At 28.4% G+C, this 18816-nt stretch carries 16 protein-coding genes; 2 read left to right on the top strand and 14 right to left on the bottom strand.

What is annotated here, in order from left to right:
* Window positions 1–104: 104 nt before the first annotated feature.
* The 11 genes from Q0F58_RS06205 to Q0F58_RS06155 all read right to left on the bottom strand — a co-directional run bounded on the left by Q0F58_RS06205 (window position 105) and on the right by Q0F58_RS06155 (window position 14596).
* The gene (locus Q0F58_RS06205; RefSeq protein ID WP_294373742.1) at window positions 105–1004 is read right to left on the bottom strand and encodes an ROK family protein; all 900 of its coding nucleotides are present in this window, start codon (window positions 1002–1004) and stop codon (window positions 105–107) included.
* Window positions 1005–1266: 262 nt separating this feature from the next.
* Entirely contained in the window at window positions 1267–2124 is an 858-nt protein-coding gene (locus tag Q0F58_RS06200) for a S66 peptidase family protein (RefSeq protein ID WP_294373740.1), read from the bottom strand.
* Between the two features lie 145 nt (window positions 2125–2269).
* Window positions 2270–3865 carry an acyl CoA:acetate/3-ketoacid CoA transferase gene (locus Q0F58_RS06195; protein WP_294373739.1) on the bottom strand — a complete coding sequence of 532 codons (1596 nt, stop codon included), beginning with the start codon at window positions 3863–3865 and terminating at the stop codon, window positions 2270–2272.
* 144 nt (window positions 3866–4009) lie between these two features.
* Complete coding sequence (locus tag Q0F58_RS06190) at window positions 4010–4630, bottom strand: class II aldolase/adducin family protein (protein ID WP_294373737.1); 621 nt, start codon at window positions 4628–4630, stop codon at window positions 4010–4012.
* A 311-nt stretch (window positions 4631–4941) separates the two neighbouring features.
* Entirely contained in the window at window positions 4942–5499 is a 558-nt protein-coding gene (locus Q0F58_RS06185) for a lysozyme (protein WP_294373735.1), read from the bottom strand.
* Window positions 5500–5678: 179 nt separating this feature from the next.
* Window positions 5679–6641: a UV DNA damage repair endonuclease UvsE gene (gene uvsE, locus Q0F58_RS06180; protein WP_294373734.1), complete on the bottom strand. Its 963-nt coding sequence runs from the start codon at window positions 6639–6641 to the stop codon at window positions 5679–5681.
* Window positions 6642–6979: 338 nt separating this feature from the next.
* Window positions 6980–7408, bottom strand: coding sequence for a UDP-N-acetylglucosamine pyrophosphorylase (locus tag Q0F58_RS06175; RefSeq protein WP_294373731.1), 429 nt, complete (start codon window positions 7406–7408; stop codon window positions 6980–6982).
* 370 nt (window positions 7409–7778) lie between these two features.
* Window positions 7779–7913 (bottom strand): CPC_1213 family protein, encoded by a 135-nt coding sequence (locus tag Q0F58_RS06170; RefSeq protein WP_294373729.1) that lies wholly within the window; start codon window positions 7911–7913, stop codon window positions 7779–7781.
* 58 nt (window positions 7914–7971) lie between these two features.
* Window positions 7972–9057 carry a hypothetical protein gene (locus Q0F58_RS06165; protein WP_294373727.1) on the bottom strand — a complete coding sequence of 362 codons (1086 nt, stop codon included), beginning with the start codon at window positions 9055–9057 and terminating at the stop codon, window positions 7972–7974.
* Window positions 9058–9084: 27 nt separating this feature from the next.
* Complete coding sequence (locus Q0F58_RS06160) at window positions 9085–10122, bottom strand: phosphodiester glycosidase family protein (RefSeq protein ID WP_294373726.1); 1038 nt, start codon at window positions 10120–10122, stop codon at window positions 9085–9087.
* A gap of 175 nt (window positions 10123–10297) precedes the next feature.
* Window positions 10298–14596, bottom strand: coding sequence for a 2-hydroxyacyl-CoA dehydratase (locus tag Q0F58_RS06155; protein WP_294373723.1), 4299 nt, complete (start codon window positions 14594–14596; stop codon window positions 10298–10300).
* A 245-nt stretch (window positions 14597–14841) separates the two neighbouring features.
* On the opposite strand from Q0F58_RS06155, the gene Q0F58_RS06150 reads away from it, so the two are divergent.
* A complete protein-coding gene (locus Q0F58_RS06150) occupies window positions 14842–15195 on the top strand; it encodes a tetratricopeptide repeat protein (RefSeq protein WP_294373721.1) in 354 nt (117 codons plus the stop codon).
* Window positions 15196–15213: 18 nt separating this feature from the next.
* On the opposite strand, the gene Q0F58_RS06145 is transcribed toward Q0F58_RS06150, so the two are convergent.
* From Q0F58_RS06145 to Q0F58_RS06135, 3 genes are all read right to left on the bottom strand, one after another.
* Entirely contained in the window at window positions 15214–15885 is a 672-nt protein-coding gene (locus Q0F58_RS06145) for a transglutaminase family protein (RefSeq protein WP_294373720.1), read from the bottom strand.
* Window positions 15886–15958: 73 nt separating this feature from the next.
* The gene (gene recX / locus Q0F58_RS06140) at window positions 15959–16597 is read right to left on the bottom strand and encodes a recombination regulator RecX (protein WP_294373718.1); all 639 of its coding nucleotides are present in this window, start codon (window positions 16595–16597) and stop codon (window positions 15959–15961) included.
* A 15-nt stretch (window positions 16598–16612) separates the two neighbouring features.
* Entirely contained in the window at window positions 16613–17857 is a 1245-nt protein-coding gene (locus Q0F58_RS06135) for a pitrilysin family protein (RefSeq protein ID WP_294373715.1), read from the bottom strand.
* Between the two features lie 273 nt (window positions 17858–18130).
* Here Q0F58_RS06135 and Q0F58_RS06130 point away from each other — a divergent pair, with 273 nt between their 5' ends.
* Window positions 18131–18805 (top strand): response regulator transcription factor, encoded by a 675-nt coding sequence (locus tag Q0F58_RS06130; RefSeq protein WP_294373714.1) that lies wholly within the window; start codon window positions 18131–18133, stop codon window positions 18803–18805.
* Window positions 18806–18816: the final 11 nt, after the last annotated feature.

Below are 18816 nucleotides of genomic sequence, written 5' to 3'. Positions count from 1 at the left end.
ACAATTTATTAACAAAAATAATCCTAAATTATTTTAAAGCCTCTTTCTTAAAACTACTTTCTATTAATTCGATATTATCAATATTTTATAAGTTATTCATTTTGCTATCTAAATGTAAAATAATTATATAATGCACCTATTAAATTAGAGTCATTTTCAAATGTACATTTTTCAACTTTTATTTGAGGAAAATCACCTAATTCAGAAATTGCATCATAGCTTTCCTTTAAATTCTTATTTATATATTCTATTAAAATCGGCTGAGAACTTATTCCACCTCCTATTGATACTTTTTCAGGATCAAATACACATCCTAGATTAATTATCTGAACAGCTATTGTCTTTGTAAAATCATCCAGTACCTTTAATACATCCTCATCTCCATTATTTATGTATTCAAATACTTTATAACCATCTAAATCCTCTTCTTTTAATCCTTTAACATCTGCAGCAGCCTTTATTAAAGCACTCGATCCACTTTTCCTTGCCCATATGTTATCCAGATTATCTGGATCATTAATATCTGTTCTTATAAAACTGAATTCTCCAGCAAAAAAATGTTTTCCTTTATGCACTTTTCTGTCTTTTATTACTGCTCCTCCTATGCCAGTTCCAAGAACAACAACTATTCCATCTCTGCAATCTTTTAAAGATCCTCTCCACACTTCTGCTAAAGCAGCACATTTTGCATCATTTTCAATGGTTATTTTAATTGGACAGCGTTCTTGCAGTATTTTTACAATTTCTTTTTGATTATTATATAAAAGATTTCCTCCAGTATATGCATATCCTCTTTCACTGTCGATTAACCCAGGCAAACTCATAGCCATACCTTTTATTTCATCCTTAAATTCATCATATATTTTTCCAATCACTTCAACAAAATCCTCTATTTTTTCCTTTGGTGTTGGAACCTTTCCTTTTTTTAAAAACTCAGCTTCCTTTGTCATAATTGCATATTTAATAGAACTTCCTCCAACATCCAAAACTAAATACTTGTCCATAATCATTGTCCCCTTTACACTAAATCTAAAAATTACTTTATAAAAAGTCCGAGAAAAAAATTACAAGATTAATAATTTTCCAAAATTCTCAGATTATACAACAATATATCCTATAAAAACGCATACAAAACAATTTATGTATACGTTTTTATATGTTTATATTACCATTTTGATAATAATCAGTCAATATTTAGCGTTCCAATATAAAATTATTAATTTATATATAATTAAATTTAACTTTGTATTTGAAATATCTAAGTCATTATAATTTTATATTTTCTCCAATGATAATACATTTCGAATCCTTTCCATGTCCTATTTCTCCTGTTTTTATAATTGGAATATTTAAATCATTAACAATTTCTTTTGTCAACTCTACAATACTTGGTTTATATTTTTCTTTTTCCATTTCAGTATAACTTCCTAAAATTATTCCTCTTATTTTCTTAAAAACTCCAATATGTCTAAGCTGTGTTAGATAAGTTGCCATCTTTGCTGAATTGCCACTAAAACTTTCTAAAAATAATATTTTATCTTTAAAATCTGGCATATATTCTGTTCCTGCAAGTTTTAGCAAACACCTTATATTCCCCCCTACAACTATTCCTTCCATAAAACTTCCTTGAATCCACTCATAATTAAAATTTAAAATTGACTTATTTCCTTTTATAAATGTATCTTCAAAATTTTTTACCTGCTTTAATTTATCTGAATCTATTAAATTTCTAATTTGATATAAATATGATTTCTTACCTGTCTTAGCATATATAGAATTTAATACAACTGTTAAATCACTATATCCAAAATACGGTTTATAATATTTTTCTATTTTATTAAAATCCAAATGTTCCAATATCTCATTAGCCAGATCTCCTCCAGAAACATCAAATATAGCTTTTATTTTTTCATCTTCATAAAACTTCATTAATGTATCTGCTCTTTCTTTTCCTGTTCCATTATATGCTGAATATTTTCTATATAGATTATTACTCATAATGACATTAAGTCCCATATTTTTTAATACATACTCAAGTTCACATATTTTTTCTGTCATATTAAATTCCAATCCATTAGAACATGCTACTATTGCTACAGTATCTCCTCTTGATAATATTTTCATTTTATTTCTCCTATTGTTTCCCATTTTTAATTGCAATTCTTATTTAATTTCCATATATTGTTCATTGCATTTTCCATTAATTATAATTTTTATATAGACAACATAATTGTATCACAATATAAACTATAACTTTAAAATATTATCATTAAACAAATAAATTCTGATCCATAGTCTTAATATTTTTATCTATAACAGGTTCAAAATCCATTAAATCAATTATATCTTTTTGTATATCTACTCCTGGAGCTTTTTCAATTAGATAAAGTCTGCCTTTTAATAATTTGAAAACAGCTCTCTCTGTCACATATATGACATCTTTACCAAGATCCGAGGCTATACTTCCATTAAAAGTAATCTGATTAACCATTTTCTTGAATTTTATAGTTCTATTATTGTTTATTATTTTAACTTTCCCATTAATCATATACATTTCAAATCCTTTAGCTACAAAAGTTCCACAAAACACTATTTTATTTGTGTTTTGCGTTATATCAATAAAACCTCCACATCCAGCAAGTCTGTTTCCAAATTTGCTTACATTTACATTTCCACATTTATCACATTCCGCCATACCTAAAAAAGCCGTATCTAATCCTCCTCCATCATAAAAATCAAACTGATTTACCTGATCTATTATACATTGCGGCTTAAGAGAAGCTCCAAACAACTTTCCACTCTGAGCAACCCCTCCTATTGGTCCTGCTTCAACTGTTAATGTTATATATTTATGCATCCCGGATTCTTCTGCTGCTTTAGAAACTTCTTCTGGAATTCCTATTCCTACATTTACAATGTCACCCTTCTTTAATTCACATGCTGCCCTTCTTCCTATTATCTTTCTTGGATTTAATGTTTTTTGTCCTGACATAAAATTTCTTTTTATATTAATATTTTCTGGTGAGTTTATATTATAATTTTTTCTATCTAAATTTATATTTTCATTTCCATCTATGTCATGATATGCTGTAATCATAGAATTATATTTCATCCCTAATGCCTGAGAGTTTTCATTATTAGAAGAGGTAACTACAACATAATCCACATAAATTCCTGGAATTTTTATGCTTCTGCATTTCATTTCTCCTGAACATATTCTATCTACCTGAACAATAACAATTCCCCCACAATTTTTTACTGCTTGTGCAATAATAAACGCTTCTGAATATGTTGCTTCATAATCTAATGATATATTTCCATAACTATCGCAATAGCTACCCTTAATAAAAGCTGCATTTATATTAAGGTGATGAAATAGCAGAAAATCTTCTCCATTAAGTTTTATAAGCTCAACTAAATCTTGATTTGTTATAGAATTCACTTTGCCACCTTCAATTCTAGGGTCTACGAATGTTCCAATGCCAATTCTGCTCAATGTAAATTTTGATTTTCTTGCTATATCTCGAAATATGTTGCACATAACCCCTTGAGGAAAATTAAACCCTTCAACAATATTTTGATTCATCATTTTTGCAAGTTTAGGTGCTAAATTAAAATGTCCTCCAATAACTTTCTTTACAAGTCCATTATGAGCAAGATGGTTTAATCCCTTAGTATTTCCATCTCCTTGTGCTGCAGCAAACATAAGTGTCAGGTTTTTAGGCGTTTTACTATTTTCATATCTCTCTTCTAATGATTTTATAAGTTCTTCTGGCACTGAAAGTCCTGCAAAACCTGAAACAGCAACTACTTGATTATTTTTTATAAGAAAAGCAGCTTCTTTAGAATCAATAAATTTTACCATATGCAGCTCCTAAAAAATTATTTTTAGCCATTTAATATTCAGTTTCTATAGGGTTGTTTAGTTAGAAATAAAAAAATCAATGATAAGTACTTAATTTTGCTTTTAATACATATCATTGATTTTCGACATTGTAATCTATTCCCTTCAAGATTTTATTTCATTAATATCGAGGCGGTTAGGTTCTTTAAATTGATTTAAAATTAATACTTTATAATAAATTTCTGCAACATCCTCAACATATCTGGCCTTTGTGAGAAGTCCATCAATATCTTTGCTCGTTATTACCACCCCATGTCTTTCAAGAAGACATACATCATTTTTACTTAGAGGTTCTATAACACTTTTAGCAAGTTCTACTGTCTGCGCTCTCTCATAAGGAGCAACATATATATATCCTCCATAATGTCTTGAATCTGCAATTATTGGAGGTATAACCTTGTTAGCTACTGCAAATATTGTTGCATATAATGAATGAGCATACATTACAGATCTTACTTCCTTCTTCTGTTTATATATTTCTAAATGAAGCTTGAACTCACGACTTGGCTTTTTGCCTTTCTGAACTTCTATTTCATTTCCATTCATATCTATAATACATATATTTTCTGGTTTTAATTCGCTTCGACTCACTTGAGAAGGTGTAATCAGAACATATCCAGTTGAAAAATCTTTAATGCTGAAACTTCCAGTCTTTTCTTTACATAACCCATATTCTTCTGCTTTCTGAGCAATTTTTATAAGTTTTATTCTTAAATTTTCAAGCAAACTCATAACCTCCCATAATATACTACAAGAATACCCAAAGCCTTGTTATTTTTTTATCAATTTTATGTGTGATCTTTCCCTTAATGAAACTGATGACTGTATTCTCAATATATTATATGATTATATATGTTTTCTGTTACTAAATATTTATTTTAAGATTTTTTATATTAGTATAAATCGCCAAAAATAGATCAATAAAAAAATCTTTCAAATATTTTATAATTTATTATAAATTGTACATTGTTAATTAAAATCTATACATATTAAAATAGGATATATTCTTATGAGAATATATCCTATCCTTACTATCTTTAAGAAACCATTGCTCCTGAATCTCCTACATAATAACCGTTGATCCATGTGTTCCTTGCCATCTGCCCATTAGAATATAAATAGTACCAGCTTCCTTTATAGTTAACCCATCCTGTCTGCATAATACCATTTCCATCCATGTAATACCAATAGCCTTTTACCATTTTCCATCCAATCCCTGGAGCATTATTTTCAAGATAAATCCACTTTCCATCACTTGCTCTTCCCCATTGGGCATTAGTTCCTTCAATTGCCATCATACTCACTATATCAGTTGCACTTATAGGCCCAACTTGATCATATTTATATTCTGATATAACGTTATCTTCCTGATCATCATCATCCATACTAATTGCTTTTTTGGCAGAAAATGTATTCTTACCTGATTTCACATACTGATCACTCTTAGCTATATCATATGCCCCAAAACCTGGCAGTCTATTTTCAATTTCTTCTTTATCAAAATCATCTTTTTTGCTTGAACTTGCTGCATTTGCACCAATTCCTTGAAGCATTAACAAAGATAATACCAATGTTAGAATTTTTAATTTTTTCATTGTCCTCATCCTCCATAAAGCTTACAGAAATCATCTCCATTTTTATGATTTCTGTAATATATTACATAAAATCAAAATATATCTTCTAAATATTAATACATCAATAACTTTGCTTTTTAGGTATATTTTATTTTATTTATCGATAAAATAATTATTTTCTTAATAATATAAGATTATTTTTAAATTAAAAATGTACTTTTATCCAACCATTTATATTCTGGCTTTATTCTTTTTATATCTGAAACCAATTTATATAATGCTTCATCTTTCATCTTACATTCAAGCATAACATCAAAATCTCTATCTAATATTTTTGCTTTTTCTATAAATTCAATAAAATCATAAGGATTTATATAATCTGCATGTTTTCTGTCATTTATAAATTCTCTTGGTGATGAAAAATGAATTTTAGGTGGAAGTTTTTCTCTATTCCATGTATTGAATATACTTTCTAAAAATTCTTCCACTTTCTCTCCATCATTATTACAATTATGGTGATGTACATCTAAAACCATTGGAATCTTTAATACGTTACATAATTTTAAAACTTCTTTTGCTGTATATATCTTATCATCATTTTCAAGTATAAGTTTTGATGTTATCTCTTCTGGATATTCATTAAAATTATTTATAAATCTTTTGATACCTTGATCTTTTCCACCTGTTGCACCACCAACATGAAGTATCATTTTTCCCATATCATAATTCAGATCTTCAAACCATTCTGCTTGACATATAAGATTTATTTTTGTATTTGCTACCACTCTGGGATTTATACTATTGAGCACATTAAATTCATCTGGATGAGTATCTATCCTGATTTTGTTATTGTTTATTATTCTTCCAATATATTCAAAGTCCTTTTTAAATATTTCTCTATGCCCCCAATATCCTACTTCTGGATGTGTTACAAGAGGAATTAAAGCTGAAGTTATTCTATAAAAATGTATATTATTTTCCACATTATATCTCAAAATCTTTTCTAAGTCATTTAAATTGGATAACGCTACTACTTTAAGTTTATTAATCCTCTCCTCCTTAGTACTTAACTTATTATAATTTTTAAATGTAACAGTGCTTGAGCTTGTAACCTTTTTTCCAAGCTTCATAGATATTGCTACATAACCAAGTCTTACCTTCATAATTTAACTCCTTATATACAGTATTGAATATTGTATATATGTTCTAAGCAATAAACCTGAATAATAACCAAAGAAATCATACAAAAACTTTATCATTCGCTTTTAATTAGAACATATATTATACTTTATTTTTCTCAAATCTAATAATTTTAATCAAAAAACAGCCCTTCTCAAAATAAGAAGAGCCGTAGGTATATAAAAAGATTTATGAGCTTGTTTATAAGAACACGTTTACAATATATGTTTTACCCTATTCCATTTTCATTATAACTCAAAAATTAAAATATGTAAACAATTTATGAACTCTTTTTATTATTTATATTTCTATAAATAATCTTTCACTGTTTCATTATACTTAATACATCATTTACATTGCTTTTTATTGTAAATATTATATTTTCATCAATTTTTATTTTAGTTTGATTATCATTTACTTTAATTTGGTTTATTGTTAAATTATTAGACGACAACTCCCTATATCGTCCTGCCGAAACATCCACATTAAATTTTTTATCCTTCATTCCTGTTAATTTTACTATTGTTTCTTTTTTACAATCTTCATTTATCTTTATATGAATTATATTATCCTTTATGCTTTTACATATAGATTGATGATTAACTTCTGGAATTTTAACTATTTCAGCTTTTCCTGTAATTGTCATCCATCCTCCACTTAAAGCTGATCTAATAAGAATATCCATTTCATTTTTATCAGCAACATTCTTTAATACAGTTCCTAATTCACTTATTGTAAATTCAAATTTCATTTTATCATCTCCAATTAATATATAAAGTTTGATTAAATATATTCCCATTATTAATATATATACTAAAATATTAAAATTACATTTAAAATTTATTTAATACATGTAAAATGCAAAATTTGAAATGTAAAAAAATAATCATAATGTGCAGAACAACACAATAATCAAATAAACCTTGCAAAAATTTCATCATTAGATTGCAATTATAACATGATATATAATTTTCTTCTTTATATTATAATACAAAAAAAGAAACTATCACACAAAAATCAAACAATATTTATTATATCAATTTTAAAGTAACATCTATAAATATTGCAGTTACAATTCTTAATGTGACAGTTATCTTTTCTTCATATTGACTATTTAAATATTAAATTTTAAAATCAGATGGATCATATTTCTTTGCTTTTGGTTCTCCAAAAACAGCTTTTACACTTTCTTCTTGTGCATTATGACTCACATGTTTCTTTTTTCTGCTATTATCTGCTTTCATACTTTTACCCATGATTATCACCTCAAATTTATGATGCTCTCATATAAGTGGTTTTATTCAAAATAGATTTCTAATTATTATTTGTTATATTTTGAGACGATGATTTTTTAGGATTTAATTCTTTTTTCACCAGTTTATTTCCAGTTTTTGAAATTATGCCATCAGAATAAACTTGTAAAAACTCGCCTTCATAATTTATTGCTTTTCTTGTTGTAAGTTCTGTAACTGTTTTTGATGCTTTATCATTAATATAAATTTTTCCTGAATAATCTATTGAAATATCTTCTTTAGGAACTGATTTTGATAGTTCAAGTATATTCCATTTTAAATTTTCACCATTTAATATAGTATAATATATCTTTGTTATGCTTCCATTTATTTCTTCACCAAAATATACATAATCATTTATATCCGCTCCTAGTATTCTCGCCTTAGAAATATTTGGTATATATATATTATCCGGGCTATGCAGAATAGTGACACCATCACCCATCTCCATAACACAGTTAGCATTTGTAGTTGGAACTACAATATCTCCTATATCTTTATTTTCTCTTACAAGAGTCATTTGATTCATTACATTTAATGAGTATAAGTCACTCTTTCCATTTCCTTTTCTTATTTTTATATAAAACACATTTGTAGCTGTAGAAAATTCCACATTTTCTATAAATTCATTGTTACTGTTAACTGGAATCCTTATCTCATTGTAATTAAAATCAACAATATTGGTTACAGTATCTTTTTTAGCGTTATATGAAATTGGTTCATAATATATTTCGCCTTTTTCTTTTACTTTTTGAATTACTATCATACTGCTTCCCTCAGTAAGCCATTTATAAAATACAACATCACCCTTATTTTCAGGATTAAATACATTTTCTTTATTTTCTTTTGAGTCTAAAACTTTTAAGTTTTCTCCATCAACATAAGCAACAAATCTTCCATCATGGGATACTGATATATTTTCAACTCCATCTTTCAAAGCTATCTCTTCATTAACTTCTTGTGGTTCTTCTGGTTTCTCTTCTTCAACCTTTTCAGCTTTTATTTCATAATCAGTAGCAAGATATACATTCTCTAAATATAAAAATATACTCTGCTGTATAACTACTGCCAATAATGTCCAGACTATTACTCTCAATATATTTTTCATCTATCTGATCCTTTCATAATAATTATGTTATTCTACATAAAATGCTGTAGCAACACTTCTTTCTCCATTCCATGCATTTGGTGAATTTATAACATCACCTTTGTAATACATAGTTGATGAATATCCACCATCAAGTGCTCCTGCATTTACAGCACCTCTTTCCATCATTATCTCCTGAACATCATATAAGCTTGCTCCTGGCGCTGTTATCTTTCTTCCATCAATTACAAGGAAAATTACTGTTCCGTCCTCTTTCTGACCTACTGCAGTTCTAGGATTAAGCCCTTCTGCCATCTTATCCTTTACTTGTCTTACTCCATTTATTATTATGTTAGGTTTTCTGAAACACATAGCCTCACGCACATTAAGTTTTTCAAGATCTCTTAAAGAATGATCTCCTACTATAAGTTTTCCTTCTTTTGTAAATGCAACTACATTTTCAATTTTATCCTTATTAACATTTTCAGTAGGATATATCACTTTTCCATCCGATATTACAAATCCTCCTGGTTCTGCACCTGTTCCTGCATATACTGTTCCATCACTTGATTCATCAACAAATGCTCCTCCATTTATTGCTGCTATAGCATTATGCTCTTCTGCCATTTCACTTGTTTTTTGACCAAGCCTCCCCAAATATTTAGTCATTGCAACTTTGATATTTTTGGGATTTTTTATTTCAAGTATATATGCACTATATCTATCTGTATTCACAGTATATGATTCTATTTCCGTTCCACTTGTATATTTTATATTTATTTTATCCATATCCTGATTTGTTTTTTCTTCCTGTTTTTCATCTGCTTTTACCTGTGCTGATGTTTCTTTTATTCCAAGAAGGTTGTTTATAGTTTCCTGAGACATATTATCTGTAATCAAGTATGCATGCCTTGTAGCTAAAATTGTGTTTATAAGTGCTCTTCTTGTATTTTCATATGGTCCGAATAATAATACAAGGGGCGTGGTTATTCCTAAAAAAACAATTATATACATAATTGATACAAGAAATACTAAAGGTCTGAATCCCTTTTTTTTATCTTTACTGCTCCTTTTTTTTCTTGTCACTCTATATTCCTCCAAAACAAAAATATTTTAGCTTGTCCTAATATTCTTCAGCTATATAGTAAACTTCAATTAAACATTATACCATACTTAAAACAAGTATGTATTACATTTTTATTATTAATGAAAAAATAAAGCTGAACCACATAGATACAGCTTATTTATAAATTTACTAATTTTAATTAATTTGAATTTTTCCTATTACTTCCTTTGAAACAGCAACTTCAGCTTCTTTATAAGATAAATGTTTTTCCTTATCCATATTTTTAACCGCCACAGAAAGCATAAGCTTTATTCTATTAAGCTGGTTTACATTAGATGCTCCTGGATCATAATCTATTGCAACTATATTTGAATCTGAATATTTCTCTTTAAGTGCTTTTATTACACCTTTTCCTGTTACATGATTTGGTAGACATGCAAATGGCTGAAGACATACAACATTTTTTGTACCGCTTTCTATAAGTTCAATCATTTCAGCCGTAAGGAACCACCCTTCTCCTGTCTGATTTCCAAGAGAAATTATTGGTGATGCCATTTTAGCTAATTCCCTTATATTTTTAGGACTTGAAAATCTTCTACTCTTGTCAAGGTATTTTTTCATAGTACTTCTATATGTTTCCATAAATTTTATTGCAAGATTATAAATATTCTTTGTCATTTTCTTGCCGCCTAAATAATCAGCTTTAAATTCCTCATCAAATGCTGAATAAAACATAAAATCAAGAAGATCTGGAACAACTGCTTCTGCGCCTTCTCTTTCTAATGTACCAACAATATCATTATTTGCAGTAGGATGAAATTTAACTAGTATTTCACCTACAACTCCTACCTTTGGTTTTTTGATATTTAAAAGTTCAAGTTCATCAAATTCTTTTATAATATTCTTAACATTTTTTGAAAACTCTCTTCGGCTTCCATTTTTCACATTTTTCTTCGCTTCTTTATTCCACTTATTATACAATTCATTTGCAGAACCTTTAACTTTTTCATAAGGTCTTGTCTTATATAAAACCCTCATAAATAAGTCTCCATAAACAAGTGCCATTAAAGCTCTGTTTATTAATTTTAAACTTATCTTAAATCCAGGCTGTTCTCCCATACCTACTGCATTTAGTGAAATTAAAGGAACTTGTCCAAATCCAGCCTTTTTTAGAGCCAGCTTTAAAAAGCCTATATAATTTGTTGCTCTGCATCCACCACCAGTCTGACTCATTATAACAGATGTATTTTCAACATCATATTTACCTGATTTTAATGCTTCTATCATCTGGCCAACTACGATTATTGATGGATAGCAAGCATCGTTATTTACATATTTCAGACCTTCATCAATAGCTTTATCATCCATTGATGGAAGAACCTCAAGATTGTACCCTGACGATCTTACAGCTTCTTGAATTATATCAAAATGTATTGGAGACATCTGTGGACATAATATTGTATGCTTCTTTCTCATATCTTCAGTAAATATCCTATTATTATATTCAATTTTTTCTTCCACAGGCTTATAATTCTTTCTTATTCTCTCATCCATTGCAGCTTTTAATGATCTTATTCTTATTCTTGCTGCTCCAAGGTTATTACCTTCATCAATTTTAAGTACAGTATATATTTTTCCTTTTTCAGATATTATTTCAGATACCTGATCAGTAGTTACTGCATCCAGACCGCATCCAAAAGAATTAAGTTGTATAATATCAAGACATGGTTCATCTGCTACATATGATGCAGCTCTGTATAATCTTGAATGATATACCCATTGATCTACTACTCTAAGTTTTCCATGAAGTTTTCCCATATGGCTGACACTATCTTCTGTCAACACTGCCATTCCATAAGATGTTATTATTCCTGGAATTCCATGATTTATTTCAGGATCAATATGATAAGGTCTTCCACATAGTACAATACCTCTCTTATTATTGTCTTTAAGATACTTTACTACCTCTTCTCCCTTACTTCTAATGTCATTCTTATATTTTTCCTGCTCCTTAACGGCACATTCTACAGCTTTTTTGGCTTCTTCCATGGTTACATTGAATTGTTTAAATTCATCATGTATTCTCTTTATTAATTCTTTTACATTATTTAATGATAAGAAAGGCTGTATGAAATTTATATTTTCTTTTTTTAATTCATCTACATTATTTCTTATAACTTCCGGATAAGAAATAACCATTGGACAATTATAATTATTATCAGCTTCCTTATACTCTTTCTTTTCATAAACTATACATGGATAAAATATATTCTTTATTCCTCTATTAATAAGATTCATAATATGTCCATGAGTAAGTTTTGCTGGATAACATGCTGACTCTGATGGGATTGTTTCAATTCCAAGTTCATAAATCTTCTTGCTAGAAGGAGCAGATAATTTTACACTAAACCCTAAATTTGTTAAAAGAGTAAACCAAAATGGATAATTTTCATACATATTCAACACTCTAGGTATTCCAATAACTCCTCTTTTAGCCTCTGATTCCTTTAATGGTTTATAACCAAATGTCCTCTTATATTTGTAGTCATATAAATTAGGAAGTTTTTCCTCTGCTGTTTTTTCTATTCCACTTCCTCGTTCACACCTGTTACCTGATATGAACTCTTCACCTGTTGAAAATTTATTTATTGTTAATAAACAGTTATTTCCACATTTTCCACATCTCTTAAAACTTGATTCCATTTTAAAATCATTGATTTTATCCTTTGTAAGAAGTGTTGTTCTATGTCCTTCTTCAAATCTTTCTTTTGCTATTATAGAACATCCAAATGCTCCCATAAGACCTGCTATATCAGGCCTTACTGCATTTCTTCCTGAAATTTTTTCAAAACTTCTAAGAACTGCTTCATTGTAAAATGTTCCACCCTGAACAATCACCTTTTCTCCAATATCACTTTCATCTCTAAGCTTTATTACTTTATATAATGAATTTTTTATTACAGAATAAGATAATCCTGCTGATATATCAGAAACCTCTGCTCCTTCTTTTTGTGACTGCTTTACTCTTGAATTCATAAATACAGTACATCTTGAACCAAGATCTACTGGTGCTTTTGAAAAAAGGGCTTCTTTTGCAAAATCTTCAACCTTCATTCCCAGTGATTTTGCAAAACTTTCAATAAATGATCCACATCCTGACGAACAGGCTTCATTTAATAATATACTATCAATTGCTCCATTTTTTATTTTAAGGCACTTCATGTCCTGACCGCCTATATCCAAAATGAAGTCTACTCCTGGGAGAAAGAAATCAGCTGCCTTATAATGAGCTATTGTTTCAATTTCACCAATATCTACATGAAGAGCAGCTTTTATAAGTGCTTCTCCGTACCCTGTAACTGCACTATTAGCTATAGTTACTCCTTCAGGAATAATATAATTTAAATTTTTTATTATATTTATAACTTTATTTAATGGATTTCCTTCATTGCTTCCATAATAGCTATAAAGCAATTCATAATCTTCACTCATAAGAGTTACTTTTGTTGTTGTTGAACCTGCATCTATACCTAGATAAGCTCTTCCCTTATAAGTGTTTAACTCCCTTCGTTTTACTATTTCTTTGTCATGTCTTTCTTTAAATTCTTTGTATTCAGCTTCATTTTTAAATAGAGGCTCTAATGTTTTTGCTTCCTCTTCTTTTATTTCTGAAATCTTAGAAACTTTATCTGCTATTTTCTTTAATGTTGTCTTTTCTTTATCAGCAGATAATAGTGCCGATCCAATTGCAACAAAAAGCTGTGAATTTTCTGGAATTATTGTAGTTTCAGGTGTAAGTTTTAAAGTTTCTATAAATCTTTCTCTAAGTTCTGACAAGAAATATAGCGGACCACCCAACAATGCTACATTTCCTCTTATAGGCTTACCACAGGCAAGTCCACTTATTGTCTGATTTACAACTGCTTGAAATATTGATGCTGCAATATCTGCTTTATCAGCTCCTTCATTTATCAAAGGCTGCACATCTGTTTTTGCAAATACCCCGCATCTTGAAGCAATTGGATATATTATTTTGTGATTTTTAGCAAGTTCATTAAGTCCTCCTGCATCAGTATTAAGCAGAACGGCCATTTGATCAATGAATGCACCTGTACCACCAGCACAGCTTCCATTCATTCTCTGTTCTATACCGCCTTTAAAATATGTTATTTTGGCATCTTCACCACCAAGTTCAATAACTACATCTGTCTGTGGTATAATTTCCTCTACTGTCTTTGAGCATGAAATAACTTCCTGTACAAAATCCAAATCAAGCCATTTAGAAATAGAAAGACCCCCTGAACCTGTTATACATATAGTACAATCTATATCTCCAAGGGCATCATAACATTTATTTACTAATGATATAATGGTGCTTCTTATATCTGAAAAATGCCTTTCATATTTACTATAAACCAACTCATTGCTGTCATTTAAAATTGCTAGTTTTACTGTAGTTGATCCTACATCTACACCTATTTTATAATTCATCATGTTTCAAATTTCACCTACTCTATTTTCATTCATACATTCTAACATAGCTTGGCAATAAATTTACCCTATATAATTCAAAATTATACCATACAACTTTTAAATTTTCTATTATTTTTCTTTTATACAAAACATATAGACTTATCAAAAACTATATTTGTTACAATTTCTTGAATATTATTACAATCATTAGTCAATAATAAAAATGATTTATTTAAATCTATTTATTTTATGGAGGGAATGCTTTAATGAATTATTTCAATGAAGGAAACAAATTTTATAATAGAAAAGAATATAATAAAGCAATTGAATGTTATCAAAAGTCAATTGTTCAAGATTTAAACAGACCATGTTCATACTATAATATAGGTGTTTGTTTTATTAAATTAAAAAAATTTGATGATGCAATTGATATGTTAAAAAAAGCAATTTCCCTTCAAAAAGAAAGTAAATATTATTTTAATTTAGGTTATTGCTACAGCATGAAGAATTGTCTTGATAAAGCTATACGTCACTTTAACTTAGCATGGTCTATGGCTCCAGATGATGACGAATGTGAAAAAGCAGTAAATTTAATAATATCAAAACTAAAAAAAATATAACAGAGAAATGGAATCACCTCACCATTCTCCTGCTATATTTTCAATTTTATGTTGATTAAATAAATTGGAGTCAAAATAATTTCCAGCACTATAAAATGTAGGATCTACATTAATCCATATATTTTCATGCTGTAAATAAACCTGATTCCATGCATGACCTACATATTGTTCACCATCATAAGCTTCTCCACTTACAAGCCTTACTTTTAAATCTACCGCTCTGGCCATAGCAACATAAAGGCAAGCTTTATCAAAACAGATTCCTTTTCGTGTTTCAAATGCACATATTGCTCCACTTTCAGGCATTTTACTTCTGTCTGAATCATCCAAAACAACTTCTGCTTTTTCATTATCATATTCTATGTTGCTTCCTATCCATTCATATAAAGCCCTGGCTTTTTCCCTTTCACTTGAAATTCCTTCAGTAAGCTGAATTGCTTTATTGTCAATATCATTATTGGATTTAGTTCCTTCATCTATGGTCACACCATTATATATTATTATCTCTTTACCAATATTTCTTGATTTATACTCAAATTCTTCTAGTAATTTATACAAATCATTCTTTAACAATATACCATCCGTGCTATTATTTTTTATAATTGAAGGAGTCATAATCAAAAATATTAATATTCCACCTTGAATAACAGCAGAAATCACACCAATAAAAACAAGAAAAAATTTCTTCATTTCCAATTTTTTCCTCCATTAAATTTTATAATCAAAATCATTTGTTCATTGGTTTAATACATCCTTATATATATTATTCAAAATCATCTATAGACATTACATCTTTCACAACTTCTTTTACAATATCATATGAATATCCCTTGGATATTAAAAATCGATATAACTTTCCACTTATTTTATAAGTATCCTTTTCACTTTTTTGTATAACTCTAAGTTTCTTTTCTGCCAGTTCTTTTGCTTTATTCTTTTCATCTTCCTTATCTATATGCTCTAATTTTTCCTCTACTATTTCTCTCGATATTCCTTTTCTGATAAGTTCTTGTTTTATTCTCTGACTTCCTTTTGAATTTAATTTATCCCTTATAAAAGCCTCTGCATAATAATCATCATTCAAAAATTTATACTCTTTAAGGAACTCAATAGCTGATTCAACATATTTTTCTTCATATCCTTTAGACTGAAGTTTTTCTCTTACTTCCTTTTCTGTCTTATAGCTTCTTTCTACTATTTTTAATGCTGAATTTTTGCACCTTATATATGCTTCTTTATCTGCAACATGTTTTAATTTTTCAGTATCTACTATATCTTTTACTTTAAGATTTTCTTTATAAACAAGCTCTGCACTTATTGAAAAAGCATATTCATTATCAAGATATATATTTACTCTATCTTTATTTCTCTTTTGAATTTCTATCTTTGTTATTACTGACATATTATCACCTTTTCTTTAATTACAGGTCTTCAATATATGAACTGTTGGATCTTTCAAAACTTTCTTTCCTATTTCATTTATCTTTTTTACATTTAATGTATTAAGTCTATTCATATCATTTAGGAATTCATAAATATCCTCATCTTCAAGAGCCTGATGAAGCATATAATTACATAATTCTGAACTATCTTCTAATGTAGAAATAACAGCTGTTTTATGAACTTTTTTCATTATATCAAGGTCTTTTTCTCCAATTACAATCTTTCCTTCAACAACATTCTTTAATGTTTCATCAATAGCCTGCTTTGCCTCTTCAATATTTTCATTGCTTACGGCTGTATATATATATAATGTCTTTATATTATTTGTTATTTCCAAATGAGTGTATATATCATAAGCCAATCCTCTCTTCTCACGTACCTCTCTGAACAAAAGAGAATTGGAACTTTCTCCAAGTCTATGATTTAATATTCTAAGTGGGAGTTCGTCATCCTTATCAATATCATAAAAAGTATATAAATAAACTATTGTGCTCTGCTCAATATCTTTTTTATAACTTACTTCTACTACATTTTTATTCTTTTCTTTAATTATTTCCATATTTTCATTTTTCCTTCCAGACCACATGCCAAAATGCTCTTCAATAAGTTTTACTGCTTCATCATGACTGAGTGATGATACCATTGTTATAAGTGCATTTTCAGGAGTATAATGTTTTTTATAATATTCTTTTATTTCATTTCTTGTGAATCTGGCAACATTTTCTTCAAAGCCCGTAACTTCGTACTTCAATGGACTCTTATCAAAAGCTGCTTTATTTACATTTTTAAAACTCAAATCTTCAATATCATCCTTGCTCATTCTTATTTCAGATAATATAACCCCTCTTTCTTTTTCTATCTCATTTTTATCAAACTCTGGGTTTATTATCATATCGCCTAAAAGTTCTACTGCATTTTCAAATTCCTCTGCCAGGCAACTTATTGTATATACTGTTACATCATAATCTGTATATGCATTATACTCTCCTCCAAGAGCTTCAAGTTCTTCATTGAGCTTTTCATCATTTCTTTTCGTAGTTCCTTTAAATAGTGCATGCTCAATAAAATGACTTATTCCTTTTTCGTTCATCTTTTCATATAATGCTCCTACCTTTATTCCTATATTTATTGAAGCTATCTGTGTATCTTTATTAATAGTTATTACTTCCAATCCATTTTTAAGAATATGCCTTTTAGCATCAAAGTTTAATTTTATCATTCTATCTGTTCTCCCAAATATGTTTCGTTTCTTCATATAATATCTACTATTAATAATACTTTAAATTCAAATAAAAATATAGTATTAAATACTTACATAAAAATTTATTTCTAATTATTTAATGTTTTTATTTGATTATTGATGATAAAATATATTTGGATATTTGTATAAATTTATTACTTTTTGTGATAGATTTGACTTATTTTTATGATAATATTATAAATAATTATTATATATTTGAAATTATGAAGCGTTGTTAGGAGATGATATTTTATGAAAAAATCTATTTTAATTGTAGAAGATGAACTTAGAATACGATTTTTATTAAGAGACTATTTAATGAAGGATGACTTTAATGTATTTGAAGCTTCAAATGGTGAAGAGGGACTTTTTGTTTTCAGCACACAAAAAATAGATTTAGTAATTCTGGATATAATGATGCCTGTTATGGATGGACTCACAATGCTTGAAAAATTAAGAGAAGTTTCAACAGTACCAGTAATACTTCTCACTGCAAAGAGTGAAGAAGATGATAAACTTCAAGGATATGACTATGGTGCAGATGACTATATGACAAAACCATTTAGCCCAAAAGTTCTTATTGCAAAAGTAAAAGCACTTTTAAAAAGAAGCCGTGAAGATGTTGATTCAAGTTCTCAGGATTTTAATGGTCTTACTATAAACAGGCTTTCGCATGAAGTAAAAGTTAATGGCAAAGAAATAACTTTATCTCCCAAAGAGTATGAACTTCTTGTATATCTTATTACAAATGAAGGAATTGCTTTAAGCCGAGACAATATATTAGATAATGTGTGGGGATTAGATTATTATGGAGATATAAGAACGGTTGATACAAATGTAAAAAGACTTCGAGAAAAACTTTTAGATAAATCCAACTTAATAGTAACAGTCCGTGGAAGCGGATACAAATTTGAAAGCAAACAATAAGGATGGTTTAT

Source organism: uncultured Clostridium sp., from assembly GCF_934754915.1.
Lineage (GTDB): Bacteria > Bacillota > Clostridia > Clostridiales > Clostridiaceae > Clostridium.
Note: the sequence above shows the minus strand (reverse complement) of the source record. Positions and strands in the feature narration are given on the sequence as shown.